The sequence below is a fragment of the Pelagerythrobacter marensis genome, from assembly GCF_001028625.1.
Classification (GTDB): Bacteria; Pseudomonadota; Alphaproteobacteria; order Sphingomonadales; family Sphingomonadaceae; genus Pelagerythrobacter; species Pelagerythrobacter marensis.
In genome coordinates, this window is record NZ_CP011805.1 from 1,623,636 (window position 1) to 1,641,933 (window position 18,298).

Sequence of the window (18,298 nt, forward strand, 5' to 3'; positions counted from 1 at the left end):
TGTCCCGGTCCGATATCCGGTACCGGCGATGCTGACGGCAGTGGACCGCATTCCAGCACGCCGATATGCAACGCGGGTGTTCGCGCGCCTCCTAGCTTCTGCCGCCGTTTTCGCAATGACTGCCTGCGCGCAGCCGAGCGAGCGGGCGCCGGTCGTCCTTGCCGCAGCCAGTATGCAGGGCGCGCTCGACGAAATATCTGGCGATTGGGAGAAGCAGGGACACGCCCGGCCGGTCATATCCTATGCCGGTTCGCAGGCAATCGCGCGCCAGATCGCGAGCGGTGCGCCGGCAGACCTGATCCTGCTGGCGGACAGGGACTGGATGGATCACCTCGAAAAAGGCGGGCATCTGACCTCTGGCAGCAGACGCGAGCTTGTTTCGAACACGCTTGTCGTCGTCCATCCCGCCGCAGCCGTCCGAGGCACAGGCTCCGTGAGCGACAACATGTCGATCCGCCAGGCCCTGTCGGGCGGGACCGTCGCGATGGGAGAGCCCGATACAGTGCCGGCCGGCCGCTATGCCAGGGCGGCGCTGGAGACCCTGGGCCTTTGGCACTCGACCAGACGCCGGATCATCCCGACCGAAAGCGTGCGCGCGGCCCTCACCCTGGCCGAGCGTGGCGAGGTCGACGCAGCGATCGTCTATCGCAGTGACGCCGCAGCATCCGGCAAGGTGCGTGTAGTCGCGCGAATGCCGGTAACCGCCCATCCGCCGATCCGCTATCAAGCGGCCATCGTCAGAGGTTCAACCGCTGACGAGAGGGCGGATTTTCTCGCCTACCTCTCCTCAGCCGATGCGATGCCAGTGTTCTCCCGCCGCGGGTTTACGCTTTTGCCGGGGGACGACTGACCGTGCTGTCTCCCGCCGAATGGCAGGTGATCGGGCTTTCGCTCAAGGTCAGCCTGGTCGCTATGGCAGCGACCCTGCCCGTCGCCTATGCGCTGGCATGGCTGCTCGCGCGGCGGCAATTTCCGGGCAAGCTGCTGGTGGATGCGCTGGTCCACCTTCCTCTGGTAATTCCGCCAGTGGTCACCGGCTGGCTGCTGCTGCTTGCATTCGGCCGCAACGGACCGGTCGGCACCTTTCTGGAGGATGTCCTGGGGATCACGCTGGTCTTCCGCTGGACCGGGGCCGCGCTCGCTGCCGGCGTCATGGCGCTGCCGCTGATGGTGCGCGCCATCCGCCTCTCGATCGAGGCGGTCGACCGGCGTCTGGTCGATGCCGCGCGCACCCTGGGTGCGAGCAAATGGCGCGCGTTTCGCACGGTCACATTGCCGCTCAGCCTGCCGGGAATTCTGGCCGGGCTCGTGCTCGGTTTCGCGCGCTCGGTGGGGGAGTTTGGCGCGACGATCACTTTCGCCGCCAATATTCCCGGCGAAACACGCACACTGCCACTGGCGATCTATACCCTGCTGCAGACGCCGGGGGGCGAAATGGCCGTTGCGCGGCTTGCAGCCATCGCTGTGCTGTTGTCGCTCGGTGCATTGATGGCCAGCGAATGGCTGGTCCGCCGCGCAGCGGGAAGCGACGCGCATGTCGTTTGATCTTGCCCTGACCTACCGCGCCGGAGCGCGCGAGCAGCAGGTGGCGATTGCCACACCGGCGCGCATTCTCGCCGTCACGGGCCCCTCCGGCGCGGGGAAAAGCTCGCTGCTCGATTGCATTGCCGGCTTGCGCCGCCCTGTCGCCGGGACAATCGCAATCGGCGGACGCGTGCTTTTCGATCGGGATGCGGACATCGACGTGCCGCCCGATGCACGCGGTGCGGGATATGTGTTTCAGGACATGCGGCTGTTCCCGCATCTGACCGTGCGCCGCAATCTCCTGTTCGGGGAGCAGCGCGGGCGCACCACCCGCTCGCCCGGCGACTGGCCCGATTTCGACGAGATTGCCGACCTGCTGGACCTGGCCCCGCTGATGGCGCGCCGCCCCGCGACTCTTTCGGGGGGCGAGGCACGCCGGGTGGCGATAGGCCGCGCGGTGCTGTCGCACCCGGCCTTCCTCCTGCTCGACGAACCACTTGCCTCGCTCGATCCCGCGCGGGCCGAAAGGATCACGATCATGATTGAGCGGATCGTAAGCAGGATCACCGTTCCGGCGGTTCTCGTAAGCCACGATCAGCGCGAAGTGGACCGGCTGGCCGGCGCGGTGCTTGCGCTGCCCTGATTCCCACTAGTCAGCAGGCTGTAACGCAGTTAGAACACAGTTTCGTTTCAAAACTTATTTTACGGGAGAATCGCCAATGCCGCTTTCACTTCACGCCGCCTTCGTCCCCAGCGCTCTGCAAATGCTTGGATCGACCAGAGGCCTCGTCGACAAGGCGGAGGCCTGGTGCGGCGAGAAGGGATGCAGCCCCGGAGAGTTGATCGGCGGGCGGCTGATCGATGACATGCTGGCTTTCGACTATCAGGTCAAAAGCGTCGCCGCACATACCCACGGCGCGATCGAAGGGGTGCGAGCTGGCACATTCAGCCCGGACATGACCACCCCGCCCGACAGCTTCGACGCACTGCGCGACAGCCTCGATCAGGCCACCGCCGCGCTGAATGCGCTGGAGGAATCGGAAATGGAGGACTGGATCGGTCGCCCAATGCGGTTTCAGGTTCCCAGCTTCACGCTGGATTTCACGGCGGACGATTTCCTGCTCAGCTTCAGCCAGCCGAATTTCTATTTCCACGCCGCGACCGCGTACGACATCCTGCGGATGAAGGGGCTGGAACTGAGCAAGCGGGACTTCCTCGGCCGAATGCGCATGGCGCCGAACTGACCGCTCAACGCGGTCGACGTGCGAACCAGATCGTGTGCCGCGGCCCCTTGTTGTTGGGCCGCGCGCGCACGGTGCGCTCCTCCACCGCGAAGCCGGCATCCTTCAGCCGGCGCGCGAACTTGTGATCGGGCGCAGCGGACCAGACCGCCAGCAGGCCATCGGGCGCCAGTGCGTCGCGCAGGCGCGCGATGCCGGTGCGGGTATAGAGGCGTTCGTTCCCCTCGCGCACGATCCCGTCCGGCCCGTTATCGACGTCGAGCAGAATTGCATCGTAGCGTTCGGTCGTGCCGTCCACCGCATCGTCCACCAGCGCCGCGACATCGGCGATGACGATTTCTCCACGCGGATCGTCCAGGCAATCGCCGGTCAGGGTGGCGAGCGGCCCCTTCGCCCATTCGAGGATTTCGGGGACAACCTCGGCCACGACCGCCCGGCCGCCTTCAGGCAACTGCGCCAGCGCCGCGCGGAAGGTGAAGCCCATGCCGTAACCACCGATCAACAGGCGCGGGCGCGGCGTGTCCAGCCGTTCCAGGGTCAGCTGCGCAAGCTGTTCTTCCGAAAAGCGCATGCGCGTACCCATCAATTCGTCGCGGCCGAGCATGATGACGAAATCGCGCCCGTGACTGATCAGGGTCAGCATGTCGCCGCCAGGAATCCGGGCGGTGGCGAGGGTTTCGCGGGGCAGCATCGGTAAGTCTCCGTAAAATGAAAAGGGCCGCGAAACAATCGCGGCCCTTCAATCGGGAAGCTGATCCCCGGCTCTCGCCGGGGCTTCGCCCTCCTAGTCTTTCAGGAAGTCGGGGACGTGGCTTTCGCCGCCGCCCTCGCCGCCGCCGTCACGATCACGGCGCGGGCCGCGATCACCGCCGCCGCCGCCGCCGCGACCGCCACGTCCACCGCGGCGATCACCGCCACGGCCGCCACGGTCGCCGCGATCACCACGCGGTTCGCGCGGAGGACGGGTATCCTCCAGCTCCTCGCCGGTTTCCTGATCGACGACGCGCATCGACAGACGGACTTTGCCGCGATTGTCGATCTCGAGAACCTTGACCTTCACTTCCTGCCCTTCGGACACGACGTCGGTCGGCTTCTCCACGCGCTCGTTCTTCATTTCGGAAACGTGGACGAGACCGTCCTTGCCGCCCATGAAGTTCACGAAAGCGCCGAAATCGACGATGTTGACGACTTTGCCTTCGTAGACCTTGCCCACTTCCGGTTCTTCGACAATGCCGAGGATCCAGTTCTTGGCAGCTTCGATCTCGTCGGCGTTGGAGGAGCTGATCTTGATCACGCCCTCGTCGTCGATGTCGACCTTGGCACCCGTTTCGGCGACGATCTCGCGGATCACCTTGCCGCCCGTGCCGATGACGTCGCGGATCTTCGACTTGTCGATCTGCATCGTTTCGATACGCGGAGCGTGCTTGGAAACTTCACCGCGAGCGCCCGAAAGCGCCTTGGTCATTTCGCCCAGGATGTGCGCGCGGCCGGCCTTCGCCTGCTCAAGCGCCTTGGTCATGATTTCCTGCGTGATGCCGGCAACCTTGATGTCCATCTGGAGCGAGGTGATGCCCGCTTCGGAGCCTGCCACCTTGAAATCCATGTCGCCCAGGTGATCTTCGTCACCCAGGATGTCCGACAGGACGGCGAAGTCGTCGCCTTCGAGGATCAGGCCCATCGCGATGCCCGACACCGGACGTTCGATCGGAACGCCGGCGTCCATCATCGACAGACAGCCACCGCAGACGGTCGCCATCGAGGACGAGCCGTTGGACTCGGTGATGTCCGACAGGATGCGGATGGTGTAGGGGAAATCTTCATGCGCGGGCAGCACCGGGTGCAGCGCGCGCCATGCGAGCTTGCCGTGACCGGTTTCGCGGCGGCTGGTGAAGCCGAAGCGACCCACTTCACCGACCGAATAGGGCGGGAAGTTATAGTGCAGCATGAAGTGATTGTACGACAGGCCTTCGAGCCCGTCGATCATCTGCTCGGCATCCTTGGTGCCCAGCGTGGTGGTGCAGATCGCCTGCGTTTCACCGCGCGTGAACAGCGCCGAACCATGCGTGCGGGGCAGCAGGCCGACCATCGCCTCGATCGGGCGGACCTGGTCCAGCTTGCGGCCGTCGATCCGCTGGCCGTCCTTGAGGATGGCGCCGCGAACGATTTCCGCTTCCAGCTTCTTGACCGCCTTGTTGGCGACCATCTGCGTCTGCGCTTCTTCTTCGGCGAAGGCTTCCTTGGCCTTGGCCCGCGCATCGTTGAGCGCATCCGAACGCGCCGACTTGTCGGTCAGCTTGTAAGCGGCGGCGATGTCGTCGCCGACGATGCCGCGCAGCTTTTCCTTGATCGCCGAGGTGTCGTCCGAAGTGTCGATTTCCCACGGATCCTTGGCGGCCTGCTCGGCCAGGTCGACGATCGCGCCGATGACCTTGCGGCTTTCCTCATGCGCGAACATGACGGCGCCGAGCATTTCCTCTTCGGTCAGTTCCTTGGCTTCGGATTCGACCATCATCACCGCGTCCTGCGTTGCGGCAACGACGAGGTCGAGGCGACCTTCTTCGTCGAGCGCGCTGTCGAGGCTCGGGTTGAGTTCGTATTCGCCATTGCGGAAACCGACGCGTGCGGCGCCGATCGGGCCCATGAAGGGCACGCCCGAGATGGTCAGCGCAGCCGAAGCGGCGATCATCGCGACGATATCGGGCTCGGTCTCGCCGTCATACGAGAGGACCTGCGCGATGACGTTGATTTCGTTGTAGAAGCCCTCGGGGAAGAGCGGCCGCACCGGGCGGTCGATGAGGCGCGAGGTGAGCGTTTCCTTCTCCGTCGCGCGGCCTTCGCGCTTGAAGAAGCCGCCGGGGATGCGGCCCGCGGCGGAGAATTTTTCCTGGTAGTGCACGGTCAGCGGGAAGAAGTCCTGCCCTTCGCGGACGCTCTTGGCAGCGGTAACTGCGCACAGCACCACGGTTTCGCCATAAGTGGCGAGGACCGCGCCGTCAGCCTGACGGGCAATGCGGCCGGTTTCCAGAGTGAGGGTCTTTCCGCCCCACTCCAGCGATACGGTTTTCGTGTCGAACATGTATTTTCCTTTTGACCCGCGAGCCACATTGCATCGCGGGGCCTACTGATACCGGGGATACCGTCCCGGTCCGGTCCGAGGCTTTTCGCCTCCAGTTCCCGGCCCTGTGCCGAATTGCATGGTGGCCGGATAAACAAAGGGGCGGCCTGAGCCACCCCTTCGAGAAACTCTTACTTGCGAAGACCCAGCTTCTGGATCAACGCATTGTACCGCTCGACATCTTTCTTCTTGAGATAGGCGAGCAGGCTGCGGCGCTTGTTGACCATCGTCAGAAGGCCGCGGCGCGAATGGTTGTCCTTGTGGTGATCCTTGAAGTGTTCGGTCAGGTTGCGAATACGCTCTGTAAGGATCGCGACCTGCACTTCGGGACTGCCCGTGTCGTTGTTGTCGCGGGCATTGTCCTTGATGATTTCCGTCTTCTTTTCGGCAGTAACCGACATTCTTTCACTCCGCGGTATCGGGGATATTGAAACCCCGGACGACTTTCGCCGTCCCCGCCGTCACTTCCATCAGCGCGACCGGCACATCGCCGGATTTCGCGAGAAGAAGCCCGTCGGGATGGGGCAATCCGGAAAGGACCCGGCCCTGGCGGACCGCCTGCTTGCTTTCCGGGTCGAGATCGTGGGCCGGGATACCGTCCAGCCCCGTCTCCAACGGCAGGAGAAGGTCTTCAAGCCGCGCGCCCTTACCGATTTCGTTCAGCTTGTCCAGCGAAATCGCCTGTTCCTGCGCGAACGGACCGGCCTTCACCCGCCTCAGGTACGTCACGTGGCCGACCGTGCCAAGCGCGCGTGCGATATCCCGTGCAAGGCTGCGGATATAGGTGCCCTTCGATACGTGAGCGACCAGCGTGATACTGTCGGCCAGTTCCAGCGGAGCGCGCGGGTCGAAGGGGTCGGGGCGCCCGGCCTGCGCGGCGAAGGCGGAACGCGGCGCGGCGTCCTCGCGCTCGCTCGCCAGCGACAGCGCGTGGATCGTGACGGCGCGCGTCTTCATTTCCACCGCCTCGCCCGACCGTGCCCGGTCATAAGCGCGCCGACCGTCAATCTTCACCGCCGAATAGGCAGGCGGAACCTGTTCGATCTCGCCGGTGAAATGTTCGAGGATCGCCGCCACCGCGGCGATCGGCGGGCGACGGTCCGAACGTTCGATCACCTCGCCTTCGACGTCGAGCGTATCGGTCTCTTCCCCGAAAGCGATCGTGAATTCATAGATCTTGCTGGCATCGAGCAATCGCCCGGCCAGCTTGGTCGCCTCCCCCAGCGCGATCGGCAGCACGCCTTCGGCCAGCGGATCGAGCGTGCCGCCGTGCCCGACCTTGGTTTTGGGATAGCCGCCCTCGCGCAAGTTGCGCTTGACCGCGCCGACCGCCTGCGTCGAGCCGAGACCGCGCGGCTTGTCGAGGATGAGCCAGCCCGAGGCGGGGTGCCTGTTCACCGGATCAGCCACCGGCGATCCATAGGGCAAGCGTCAGGTATTTCTCGCGCAGCCATTCGACCGGCGGCAGAACGACGTTTTCGATCACCCCGCTATCGGGGAAGGCCCAGGTGATCGCGATCAGGGCAATCAGCAGAAACATGCCGATCTGCTGCAGCCGCGCATATTGCGCGGCCATCGAACGGGGCAGCAGCCCTTCCACGATATGCGATCCGTCGAACGGCGGGATTGGCAGGAGGTTGAACAGCGCCAGGAAGATGTTGATGACGATGAAATAGTTGATGCCGGTCAGCAGCCATTCCATCGCCCCTGCCGGCGGTGCAACCAGCGAAGCGGCCACCAGCCCCAGCACGACCGCACCCACGGCGGCCAGAACGAGGTTCGTCGCCGGTCCGGCGGCGGCGACCGCCATCATCCCGTTGCGCGGATTGTCGAGCCGGTTCTTGCGCACCGGCACCGGCTTGGCCCAGCCGAACACCGGCCCGCCCAGCAGGGCCAGCGCACCAGGCACCAGCAGCGTGCCGACCGGGTCGACATGGCGGATCGGGTTGAGCGACAGGCGCCGCTGCTCCTTCGCCGTCGGATCGCCCAAGGCCAGCGCGGTCCAGCCGTGGGCAACTTCGTGGAAAACGATCGCGACGATCAGGCAGGGGATCAGGATCGCGGCAAGGATCAGGGTTTCTGTCATGGCGCGCTAGATAGGGTGTCGGTGACCTGCGGCCAAGCGCGTGTGCGCCCGAGCGAGCCGCTTTCAGCCCCTCAACCTGCCAGCGCCTGCGAGAAATGCCGGCGGCACAGCGCGACGTAGCGGTCGTTGCCCCCGATTTCCGTCTGCGCGCCCTGCTTCACCGCGCCGCCGCCGGCATCGACACGAAGGTTCATTGTCGCCTTGCGCCCGCAATGGCACACGGCCTTCAGTTCGATCAGGGCGTCGGCGATCCCGAGCAGGACGGCCGAGCCCGGAAACAGCTCGCCCTGAAAATCGGTGCGCAGGCCATAACAGAGCACGGGAATGCCCGCCTCGTCCGCCAGGCGCGCGCATTGCCAGACCTGTTCGCGGGTGAGGAACTGCGCCTCGTCCACCAGCACGCAGTTCAGCGGCTCCGCCTTGTGCGCGGCGGTAATCCGCTGCCACAGATCGGTCTGCTGATCGTACCGATGGCCATCGGCCCCCAGGCCAATCCTGCTTTCGATCGCCTGTTGTTCGCCCCGATTATCGAGCGCGGCGGTCCACAGCATCGTGTGCATCCCGCGCTCGCGATAATTGAAGTCCGCCTGCAGCAGCGTGGTCGACTTCCCGGCATTCATGCTGGCGTAGTAGAAATAGAGCTTGGCCATGCCGGATTGCTAGGCCCGGGGTCTCCGCCTGCCAATCGGCTCTGTGCGATTGCTCACAGTTCCAGCAGCCAGCTTTCGCTCGATTCCGGCTTGCCGAAATCGTCGTGCGTGTGCCGATCGACGATACGGTAGCCTTCGGCAGCGTAGATCCGCCGCGCGCTTTCCAGCACCGTATGGGTCCAAAGCACGATCCGGCGGTACCCCGCCTCGCGCGCGAAATCGCTGCACTGACGCACCAGGGCGCGCCCGATGCCGGTGCCGCGCGCTTCCTCCTCGACATAGAGCAGCCGCAGCCGGGCCGTGTCGGCATCCTCCTCGACCAGGAAAACCGATCCCAGCATCCGCTCGTCGCGTTCGGCGATCCAGCACTGTTCACGCCCCGGCTGGTGATCGCGCAGGAATGCGGCGGTGATCTCGCCGATCAGAGCCTCCATCCCGCGATCCCAGCCGTAGGTCTGGTGATAGAGTTGCGCCTGCCGCGCGGTGATCAATCCCATGTCCCCCACCCGGAAGGGCCGGAGCTGCCATTCACCACCGCCTTCCCCGAACAGGAGCGCCCCCACCTCGGCCAGCAGCACGTCGAGCCGCCGCGCGCCGTCAACGCCCAGCGGGCGTACGAGACGCTCCGTCTGGGCCGCCGTCTCGCTGTCGAGCGCCGCGAACGCCGCCTTCCCCGCTTCGGTGAGGACCAGAGGCCGCTCGCGCGCATCCTCGCCCCGCCCGCGTTCGACATGCCTGCGATCGATCAGGCGGCGGATCAATCGGCTGAGATAGCCGGGATCGAGCCGGAGAAAGGTGGCGATATCGCGAGCGAGCACCGGCTGTCGGTTCGCGATTTCATAGAGGACGCGCGCCTCCACCGGGGACCACTCGCTGCCCATGTAGCGCGGTTCGAGCAGCCCCATGAATTGCGAGAAGCCGCGATTGAACGCTCTCAACCGCGCCACGGCCTGCGGGATTTCGGAAGTTTCCATCGACGACATGCGCGCAGACTTCAGAATATAGTTGCCTATGTCAACTATATTCGTGCTGTGTGTAGACCGGTTAATCGGGGCGACAGCGCCATGCGGCAATGCTAGCTTCACAACGATAGACATTGCAGAGGATGACAGGGTGGTAGAAGACGCAGTGGGTGCACCGGCGCCGAAGGGGATCTTGGGTTGGGTCGAACGCACGGGCAACAAGCTGCCCGACCCGGTGTTCATCTTCCTCTACCTGATCATCGCGCTGGTGGTAGTTTCCATCGTGGCGGCACTAAGCGGCGTATCCGCGCTCCATCCAACCGCGATCGACGAAGAGACCGGCAGCAATGCAGTCATTTCCGCCGTAAGCCTGCTCTCGCCGGACAATATCCAGCGATTGTGGGTCGAGATGCCGGCCACATTCACCCACTTCCACCCATTGGGATACGTCCTTGTCGTGATGCTGGGCGCAGGCGTGGCCGAACGCTCCGGCTTTTTTGCCGCCGGCATGGCCAAAGCGGTCAAGAGCGCACCCAAATCGCTGCTGACGCCGGTGGTGGCGCTGGTCGCGATGATCGGCAACCACGCGGCGGATGCCGGCTATGTGGTCCTGATCCCGCTGGCCGGCGTGCTGTTTGCAGCCGCCGGACGCCACCCGCTGGCGGGAATTGCGGCGGCATTCGCGGGCGTATCGGGCGGCTTTTCGGCCAATGTCTCGCCCGGCCAGCTCGACGCGCTGCTGTTCGGCATTACCGAGGAAGCGGTCGGCGCCAGCGCGCTCGATCCTGCATGGACCGCGAATATCGCAGGCAACTGGTACTTCATCATGGCGATGACCGCCGTCTTCCTGCCGATCATATGGTACGTCACCGACAAGGTGATCGAACCGCGTCTCGGCCCGTGGAAGGGCGGAGCCCAGGCCGGGGTCGGCGACGATACCAGCCCCGATCCGACCGAACATGACGGCGCGCGGGCCGCCAAGGGACTGCGGCATGCAAGCCTGGCCGCGCTGGCTGTCGTCGGGCTCTGGGCCCTGATGGTGTTCGCGCCTGGCACACCGCTGATCAACGAGGCCGCCTGCGAAGGCATCCCGGCTGCCGATTGCTCGATCCACACCGAGCTCGACCCCTTCTACAAGTCGCTGGTCGCGGCCTTCTTCGTGCTCTTCCTCGCGACCGGCTGGGCCTATGGCCGTGCTGCCGGGACGATCGAGAATCACCGCGACCTTGTGTCGATGATGGCCGAAGCGATGAAGGACATGGGCTATTACCTCGTCCTGGCGTTCGCCGCGGCCCATTTCGTCGCGATGTTCGCATGGTCGAACCTTGGCCTGATCACTGCAGTGCATGGTGCGGCGGCAATCGAGAGCACGGGGCTGCCGCTGCCGCTGGTGATCGGCCTGATGGTTATCTTTGCAGCTCTGCTGAACCTGTTTGTCGGTTCGGCCAGCGCCAAATGGGCGCTGCTCGCGCCGATCCTGGTGCCGATGTTGATGCTGCTCGGCATCAGCCCGGAAGGTGCCACTGCGGCCTATCGCGTGGGCGATTCGGCCACCAACATCATCACGCCGCTGATGGTCTATTTCCCGCTGATCCTAGTCTTCGCCCAGCGCTGGCAGAAAAGCTTCGGCCTCGGCAGCCTGACCGCGATGATGCTGCCCTACTCCGTATGGCTGCTGATTTCCGGCACTGTGCTGATCGTGGCCTGGTTCTACCTCGGCATACCGCTGGGGCCCGATGCGCCGGTTGGCTACACTCTGCCGGACGTGGTTGTTCCTGCAGAAGCGAGTCTGGCGGAGTAGGTAGAGCCCCCGCAAATGCGGGGGGCCTCAGCCGGATGCTTCCGAACTGGCGGCCCGAGATCCCCGCCTTCGCGGGGACTCAGTCTTCGTCGTCGTCGAGGTCGCGGGCGACCTTCGGGTCGCTCAGCAGCCGCTCGATCCGCTCAGCCTCGTCGAAGCTTTCGTCGGGCTGGAACTGCAGCCGGGGCGCGAACTTGAGGCCGAGGCGCTTGGCCACTTCGCGCTGGAAGAAGGCAGTGTTGGTCCGCAGGGCCTTGAGCACGGCAGCCTCGTCCTCACCCAGCAGCGGCTTTACGTAAGCCTTCGCGTTGCGCAGATCGGGCGTCATCCGCACTTCGGTGACGCTGACCGTGGTGGCGGACAGCGTGTCGTCGTGCGCTTCCCCGCGCGCCAGCAGCTCCGACAGGATATGCCGCACCCGCTCGCCCACCTTGAGCACGCGAACCGACTGCTGTTCGGGAGTGGATTGTTTTGCGGCCATGTCAGTCGTCCCTCATGCTCTCGTCCCAGCCATCGATCCAGTGGTCGAGCACCTGTTCTGCGCGAACGGCCAGGGTCGGCCCAAAGCGGGCCGCATCGGCCCTGATGGCGCGAGGATCGCGGCCGCTCGCCAGAAGTTCGGCGCAGTGTCCCACCAGCCAGGCCTCGATCTCCGCGGCGTCGGCCTCAAGATGACACTGCAGCCCCAGTATCCGGGAGCCAATGGCAAAAGCCTGATGCGGGCACTGTTCGGTCGCACCGAGCAGCGTCGCGCCTTCAGGAACCGCGAACTGGTCGCCATGCCAGTGAAGCACCGGCCACCCTTCCAGGTGTTGCAGGGGCGAGGCCGCACCGGCATCGGTCAGCGTGAGCGGGCCGAAGCCGATCTCCTTTTCCGCCATTGGCACTACGCCTGCCCCCAGCGCACGGGCCATGAGCTGCGCGCCAAGGCAAATGCCCAGCAGCGGCCGACCCGACGCGAGCCGCCGTTCGATCAGCGCCACTTCGCCGGTCAGAAACGGATAGTGCTCATCATCGAAAGCCCCGATGGGCGCGCCGAGCACGACCAGAAGATCGGGCTCGGCCGCATCGATCGATCCGAGATCGGCCCGGGCCGGATCGCAATAGGCGATTTCGAACCCGCGCCGTTCTAGCGCGCCGTGCCACACGCCGAGATGTTCAAAGCCCAGGTGGCGTATGGCAAGGACAGACGGCATAGGGCCCCTCAGGACGATCGACCGGTAGCGCGGGCAGCCATCGCCGGTGCCCGCGCCCCGAAGTTACAACGTCCGTTCGCGTTCCTCGACCTCGAAGACTTCGAGCTGGTCGCCCGGCTTGATGTCGTTCGTGTCAGCCAGGACCACGCCGCATTCCAGGCCGGCGCGGACTTCGTCCACGTCGTCCTTGAAGCGCCGCAGCGAGGCGATGGTGGTGGCGCTGACGATGACATCCTCGCGCGTGAGGCGCGCGTGGAGCCCCTTGCGGATGACGCCTTCCTCGACCAGCAGACCGGCAGCCTTGTCGCGCTTGCCCGAACGGAACACTTCCTTGACCGCCGCACGGCCGACCACGGTTTCGATCCGCTCCGGACCCAGCTCGCCCGCCATCTCCTTCGCGATTTCCTCGGTCAGGTGATAGATGACATCGTAGTACATCATGCGCACGTTATCGCGCTTCACCAGCTCGCGCGCCTTGGGATTGGGGCGCACGTTGAAGCCCAAGATCGGCGCGTTGGAGGCGGCGGCAAGCTGCACGTCGCTTTCCGTAATCGCACCCACACCGGCATGAAGGACGCGGACCTTGATCTCGTCGTTCGACAGGTTGTGCAGCGCCGTGTTGATCGCTTCCACACTGCCCTGCACGTCCGCCTTCACCAGCACCGGATATTCGATGACATTCGACTGGAGGTTGTTGAACATCGTGTCGAAGCTGGTCGGTGCCAGCGCGGTGCGTTTTTCGGTCGCCTTTTCCTGACGGTACTGGCTGACTTCGCGCGCGCGCTGTTCGTTTTCGACCACGGTAAGCTGATCGCCTGCCATCGGCACACCGCCGAGGCCGAGGACCTCGACCGGCATCGAAGGACCGGCTTCCTTGATCTGCTTGCCCTGATCGTCGACGATCGCGCGAACCTTCCCGCTTTCGGTGCCGACGACGAAAGTGTCGCCGCGCTTCAGCGTACCGCGAGTGACCAGAACGCTGGCGACCGGGCCGCGGCCCTTGTCCAGCTGCGCCTCGATCACGGTCGCGTCGGCCGCGCGATCGGGATTGGCCTTCAGTTCGAGCAGTTCGGCCTGAAGCGCGATCTTCTCCAGAAGATCGTCCAGCCCGGTACCCTTGAGCGCCGAGATCTCGACATCCTGTACGTCGCCCGACATGGCTTCCACGATCACTTCGTGTTCCAGCAGACGTTCGCGCACCCGCTGCGGGTTGGCGTCTTCCTTGTCCATCTTGTTGATCGCGACGATCATGGGCACGCCGGCGGCCTTGGTGTGATTGATGGCCTCAACCGTCTGCGGCATGATGCCATCGTCGGCAGCGACGACCAGCACGACAATATCGGTCACGTTCGCGCCGCGCGCGCGCATTTCGGTAAACGCGGCGTGGCCCGGCGTGTCGAGGAAGGTGATCGCATCACCGCCCTTGGTCTTGATCTGATAGCTGCCGATATGCTGCGTGATGCCGCCGGCTTCGCCGCGCACCACGTTGGTGCCGCGCAGCGCATCGAGCAGGCTGGTCTTGCCGTGATCGACGTGGCCCATGATCGTGACCACGGGCGGACGCGGCTTCAGCGATTCATCCGGATCTTTCTCCGAACTCGTGTCGATATCGACATCGCTTTCGGAAACGCGTTTGATGTTGTGGCCGAATTCCTCGACCAGCAGCTCCGCCGTATCCTGGTCGATCGTCTGATTGACGGTGACCATCATGCCCATGTTGAACAGCGCCTTCACCAGATCGGCGCCCTTTTCGGCCATCCGGTTGGCGAGTTCCTGCACGGTGATCGCTTCGGGCACCACGACATCGCGTGACTGCTTTTCGCGCGGCTTCGACGGCCCGCCCTGGAGGCGGCGTTCCTTCTCGCGCGCACGCTTGAGCGCGGCGAGCGAGCGAGCGCGACGGCCTTCGTCCTCGTTCAGGGCCTTCGTCACCGTCAGGCGGCCCGCACGGCGCTTGTCCGGGCGTTCGGCGGAGGTCCGCTTGTCGTCCTTCTTCTTCTTTTCCGGCTTCTTCGGCTCGGGCCGGGCCACCGGGGTGAAGCGGCGCGGAGCAGGCGCAGCGGCACCCTTGGCCGCAGGACTGTCGTCCTTGGCCGCAGCCGCATCTTCGCCCTGCGCAGCGTCGGCAGCCTTTTCAGGCGCAGCGGCTTCGGCAGGAGCGGGCTCAGCCGGCTCTTCGGCCGCAGCCTTCGCTGCCTCTTCGGCCGCCTTGCGCTTTTCTTCGGCGCGCTGCTTCTCTTCCTCGGCCGCCTTGCGGGCCGCTTCCTCGTCGCGGCGACGGCCCTCTTCCGCCAGGCGCAGCCGCTCTTCCTCGGCCTCGCGCTGGAGGCGAGCGACGCGTTCCTGCGGCGTTTCGCCCGCAGGTGCCTTCTTGGGCGCAGCCTTCTTGGCAGCGGGTGCGGCCGCCGGCGGCGGCGGCGGAGGGGGTGGCGGCGGCGGAGGGGGCGGCGGCGCAGCCTCGCCTGGCTTGACGAGCTTGCGGCGGCGCTTGACCTCGACCGCGACCTTGTTGGTCCGCCCGTGGCTGAAGGTCTGCTTGACCTCGCCCGCGTCCACCGACCGTTTCAGGCCAAGCGGTTTGCGGGGGCGTTCGTTGTCACTGTCGCTCATAAAACTCGTCTATCCTTCAATCTCGATATGCTCGTCCCCGGCCGCGACCGGGGAACCCGGCGCGCCGGGCTGACCCGGTGCACCGTCATGTTCGTCGGGTGCTAGCCCCCTGAAATGCAGCAGGCGCGCGAGGATCGAACCGACCCGCTCGGCCGCGGCAGCGTCGGCCAGCGCCAGGTGGACAACATTGTCGCGGCCCAATGCCACAGACAGCGCCGCCCGGTCCAGTGGCAAGCGAATGCCCCTTTCGCCGGTCCCTTCGGCATCACGCCCCACGCGCCAGGCCTGATCGAGCTTTTTCGACCCGTCTTCGCTCGCATCGGCGGCGTGAAGCAGCAATGCGATGCGCCCGGCCCGGGCATGTTCGGCGATCCGGTCAGACCCCAAGATAAGGCGTCCGCCCCGCATTTCGAGTCCCAGCCGGTCCAGCAGAACGCGGGACAGCGCGTCATCCACCTTCTGGGCCAGGTCTTCCGGCACTGTCAGCGGCGCACCCTTGAAAGCGCGCGCCAGTGCGCCGCGCAGGCGCCCCCTGGCAATCGCTTCCTCCAGCACGGCGCGCGAAACGCCGATCCACGCGCCCCGCCCCGGCGCCCTGGCCAGCGGATCGGGCAGCACCACGCCATCGGGCGAGATTGCCAGCCGCACCAGCGCATGACGCGCGCCATGCTCCCCCGAAAGGATGCAGCGCCGTTCCGGCGCGGACTTGTCCGCACCGCCAGCTTCAGCGATGTCGGGCGTCAGGCGCTCATTGTTCGGAGTCCGCATCGGCGGCCTCCTCGGTGGCGGTATCCCCGGCAGGTGCGGTCGCGGGTTCGCTTTCGGAAGCCGGCGCCGGCGCAGGCGCGGCCTCTTCGTCTTCGAACCAGTGCGCACGCGCAGCCATGATGATCTCGTTGCCCTGCTCTTCGCTCAGGCCATATTCGCCCAGCACGCCGCCCTTGTCCTGCTCACGCGCGGAGGGGCGCCGCATCGGCGGGCCATCGGCGTTCTGGCGGCGACGCGGGGCTTCGCGCTTCTTGGCGATCAGTTCGTCGGTGGCGAGATCGGCCAGATCGTCGAGCGTCTTGATCCCGGCCTTGCCCAGCGTGACCAGCATGGCCTCGGTCAGATGGGGGATGTCGGCCAGGGCATCTTCGACGCCCAGTTCGCGGCGTTCGGTCCGCGCGGTTTCCTCGTGCCGCTCGATCGCTTCGAGCGCACGGCTCTGAAGTTCCTCGGCCAGTTCGTCGTCGAAACCTTCGATCGAAGCGAGTTCGGCCAGTTCGACATAGGCGACTTCGTCCAGCTCGGCGAAACCTTCGGCGACCAGCAGTTGCGAAAGCGTTTCGTCGACGTCGAGTTCTTCCTCGAACATCTTGGAGCGTTCGGCGAATTCCTTCTGCCGCTTCTCGCTCGCCTCTTCCTCGGTCATGATGTCGATCTGGTGGCCGGTCAGCTGGCTCGCCAGGCGCACGTTCTGGCCGCGGCGGCCGATCGCGAGGCTGAGCTGATCGTCGGGAACGACGACTTCGATCCGGCCTTCGTCCTCGTCGAGAACGACGCGGCTGACGGTCGCGGGCTGGAGGCCGTTGACCACGAAAGTCGCGGTATCTTCCGACCAGGGGATGATGTCGATCTTCTCGCCCTGCAGTTCCTGCACGACGGCCTGAACGCGGCTGCCCTTCATGCCGACGCAGGCGCCGACCGGGTCGATGCTGCTGTCGTGGCTGATCACGCCGATCTTGGCGCGGCTGCCCGGATCGCGGGCGGCGGCCTTGATCTCGATGATGCCATCGTAGATTTCGGGCACTTCCTGCGCGAACAGCTTCTTCATGAATTCGGGATGCGCGCGGCTGAGGAAGATCTGCGGGCCGCGGTTGTTGCGTTCCACCTTGGTGATCAGTGCGCGGACGCGTTCGCCGACACGCGCGGCCTCGCGCGGGATCTGCTGGTCGCGGCGGACAACGCCTTCGGCCCGGCCGAGGTTGACGATCACGTGGCCGAATTCGACCGACTTGATGACACCGGTGATGACTTCGCCCGCGCGGTCCTTGAACTCTTCGTACTGGCGTTCGCGCTCGGCATCGCGAACCTTCTGGAAGATCACCTGCTTGGCGCTCTGCGCGTCGATCCGGCCCAGATCGACCGGAGGCAGCGGATCGACGATGAAGTCGCCCAGCTTGGCTTCGCCATCGAGCTTCTTCGCGGCCTCGAGATCGACCTGCTTGAAGTAGTCTTCGACTTCCTCAACCACTTCGACCACGCGCCACAGGCGCAGGTCGCCGGTCTGCGGGTCCAGCTTGGCGCGAATATCGTTCTCCGCGCCATAGCGGTTGCGCGCGCTCTTCTGGATCGCCTCTTCCATCGCCTCGATCACGATCGACTTGTCGATCATCTTTTCCGAAGCGACCGAGTTCGCAATCGCGAGCAGCTCGGCCTTGTTGGCGGAAATTGCACTGGCCATCAGTCGTCAGCCTTCTCTTCTGTGACTTCGTCGATTTCCTCGGCACCTGTCGTGTCGAGCGGTCGGGTGGCGGCGATCAGTTCGTCGGTAAGGACGAGCTTCGCCGAATGAATTGCTTCCAGCGGCACCGCGATGCGGCCTGCCTTGCGGTCGTCGATCAGGGCCTTGCCGCCCTCGAACCCCGCGATCGGGCCGCGCAGATTGCGATGCCCGTCGATCTTCTCGATCAGCGCGATCTTGCCTTCGTGCCCCGCCCAGTCCGCAAAATCGCTGGGCCGCACCAGCGGGCGGTCGATACCGGGGGAACTGACTTCGAGGTGATAGGCGCCTTCGACCAGCACCTCGCCCCGTTCCTCCAGCTCGTCGAGCTTTTCCGAAACGCGGCGCGACAGTGCGGCGCACTGATCGAGCACGAGCTGCCCGGTCGCCGGGTCTTCCGCCATGACCTGCAATGCCTGCCCGCCGTCGCCGGCTTCCGAGGCGATCATTTTCACGCGCACGAGTTCGAAACCGAGCGCACGCGCTTCGGGTTCGACGATCTCTGCAATGCGCGCCAGGTCGGCCATTCGCTCTCCGTTTGCACGACGTTTGCGACACAGGGGTTCGGTGCCGGCCCCTTGCGGCGCCAGCCCCTCCAGTGTCGCGACAATGTCGGGATGAGTGGCCA

Annotated in this window: 18 protein-coding genes; 5 read left to right on the forward strand and 13 right to left on the reverse strand. The window is 65.4% G+C overall.

The window, feature by feature from the left end; all coding sequences use genetic code 11:
* Window positions 1-28: 28 nt before the first annotated feature.
* From modA to AM2010_RS07855, 4 genes are all read left to right on the forward strand, one after another.
* Entirely contained in the window at window positions 29-850 is an 822-nt protein-coding gene (gene modA / locus AM2010_RS07840) for a molybdate ABC transporter substrate-binding protein (protein WP_047806599.1), read from the forward strand.
* Window positions 847-1,545 (forward strand): molybdate ABC transporter permease subunit, encoded by a 699-nt coding sequence (gene modB / locus AM2010_RS07845; protein WP_047806600.1) that lies wholly within the window; start codon window positions 847-849, stop codon window positions 1,543-1,545. The genes modA and modB overlap by 4 nt, the downstream gene beginning before the upstream one ends.
* Complete coding sequence (locus AM2010_RS07850; RefSeq protein ID WP_047806601.1) at window positions 1,535-2,167, forward strand: ATP-binding cassette domain-containing protein; 633 nt, start codon at window positions 1,535-1,537, stop codon at window positions 2,165-2,167. The genes modB and AM2010_RS07850 overlap by 11 nt, the downstream gene beginning before the upstream one ends.
* Before the next feature lie 76 nt (window positions 2,168-2,243).
* Complete coding sequence (locus tag AM2010_RS07855) at window positions 2,244-2,768, forward strand: DUF1993 domain-containing protein (protein ID WP_047806602.1); 525 nt, start codon at window positions 2,244-2,246, stop codon at window positions 2,766-2,768.
* 4 nt (window positions 2,769-2,772) lie between these two features.
* Here AM2010_RS07855 and AM2010_RS07860 read toward each other — a convergent pair whose 3' ends face one another.
* The 7 genes from AM2010_RS07860 to AM2010_RS07890 form a co-directional block, all read right to left on the reverse strand.
* Complete coding sequence (locus tag AM2010_RS07860) at window positions 2,773-3,456, reverse strand: spermidine synthase (RefSeq protein ID WP_047806603.1); 684 nt, start codon at window positions 3,454-3,456, stop codon at window positions 2,773-2,775.
* Window positions 3,457-3,549: 93 nt separating this feature from the next.
* Window positions 3,550-5,841, reverse strand: a complete 2,292-nt coding sequence (gene pnp / locus AM2010_RS07865) for a polyribonucleotide nucleotidyltransferase (protein WP_047806604.1) — start codon at window positions 5,839-5,841, stop codon at window positions 3,550-3,552.
* A 170-nt stretch (window positions 5,842-6,011) separates the two neighbouring features.
* A complete protein-coding gene (rpsO, locus tag AM2010_RS07870) occupies window positions 6,012-6,281 on the reverse strand; it encodes a 30S ribosomal protein S15 (RefSeq protein WP_047806605.1) in 270 nt (89 codons plus the stop codon).
* A gap of 4 nt (window positions 6,282-6,285) precedes the next feature.
* Complete coding sequence (gene truB / locus AM2010_RS07875) at window positions 6,286-7,290, reverse strand: tRNA pseudouridine(55) synthase TruB (RefSeq protein ID WP_236699523.1); 1,005 nt, start codon at window positions 7,288-7,290, stop codon at window positions 6,286-6,288.
* Window positions 7,283-7,966, reverse strand: coding sequence for a site-2 protease family protein (locus tag AM2010_RS07880; protein ID WP_047806606.1), 684 nt, complete (start codon window positions 7,964-7,966; stop codon window positions 7,283-7,285). Before AM2010_RS07880 ends, truB begins: the two co-directional genes overlap by 8 nt.
* A 71-nt stretch (window positions 7,967-8,037) precedes the next feature.
* A complete protein-coding gene (locus AM2010_RS07885) occupies window positions 8,038-8,616 on the reverse strand; it encodes a thymidine kinase (protein WP_047806607.1) in 579 nt (192 codons plus the stop codon).
* 53 nt (window positions 8,617-8,669) lie between these two features.
* Window positions 8,670-9,590, reverse strand: coding sequence for a bifunctional helix-turn-helix transcriptional regulator/GNAT family N-acetyltransferase (locus AM2010_RS07890; RefSeq protein ID WP_047807809.1), 921 nt, complete (start codon window positions 9,588-9,590; stop codon window positions 8,670-8,672).
* Between the two features lie 139 nt (window positions 9,591-9,729).
* On the opposite strand from AM2010_RS07890, the gene AM2010_RS07895 reads away from it, so the two are divergent.
* On the forward strand, window positions 9,730-11,379 hold the full coding sequence (locus AM2010_RS07895) for an AbgT family transporter (RefSeq protein ID WP_236699524.1): 1,650 nt from the start codon (window positions 9,730-9,732) through the stop codon (window positions 11,377-11,379).
* Between the two features lie 79 nt (window positions 11,380-11,458).
* Here the strand turns inward: AM2010_RS07895 and rbfA are convergent, their stop codons facing one another.
* The 6 genes from rbfA to rimP all read right to left on the reverse strand — a co-directional run bounded on the left by rbfA (window position 11,459) and on the right by rimP (window position 18,197).
* Window positions 11,459-11,860 carry a 30S ribosome-binding factor RbfA gene (gene rbfA, locus AM2010_RS07900; protein ID WP_047806609.1) on the reverse strand — a complete coding sequence of 134 codons (402 nt, stop codon included), beginning with the start codon at window positions 11,858-11,860 and terminating at the stop codon, window positions 11,459-11,461.
* Window position 11,861: 1 nt separating this feature from the next.
* Window positions 11,862-12,575: a glutamine amidotransferase gene (locus AM2010_RS07905; RefSeq protein WP_047806610.1), complete on the reverse strand. Its 714-nt coding sequence runs from the start codon at window positions 12,573-12,575 to the stop codon at window positions 11,862-11,864.
* A gap of 63 nt (window positions 12,576-12,638) precedes the next feature.
* Window positions 12,639-15,185, reverse strand: a complete 2,547-nt coding sequence (gene infB, locus AM2010_RS07910) for a translation initiation factor IF-2 (RefSeq protein ID WP_047806611.1) — start codon at window positions 15,183-15,185, stop codon at window positions 12,639-12,641.
* A 9-nt stretch (window positions 15,186-15,194) separates the two neighbouring features.
* Window positions 15,195-15,953, reverse strand: a complete 759-nt coding sequence (locus tag AM2010_RS07915) for a DUF448 domain-containing protein (RefSeq protein WP_047806612.1) — start codon at window positions 15,951-15,953, stop codon at window positions 15,195-15,197.
* A complete protein-coding gene (nusA, locus tag AM2010_RS07920; protein ID WP_047806613.1) occupies window positions 15,934-17,631 on the reverse strand; it encodes a transcription termination factor NusA in 1,698 nt (565 codons plus the stop codon). The genes AM2010_RS07915 and nusA overlap by 20 nt, the downstream gene beginning before the upstream one ends.
* Window positions 17,631-18,197, reverse strand: a complete 567-nt coding sequence (gene rimP / locus AM2010_RS07925) for a ribosome maturation protein RimP (protein WP_047807810.1) — start codon at window positions 18,195-18,197, stop codon at window positions 17,631-17,633. Before rimP ends, nusA begins: the two co-directional genes overlap by 1 nt.
* Between the last annotated feature and the right edge of the window lie 101 nt (window positions 18,198-18,298).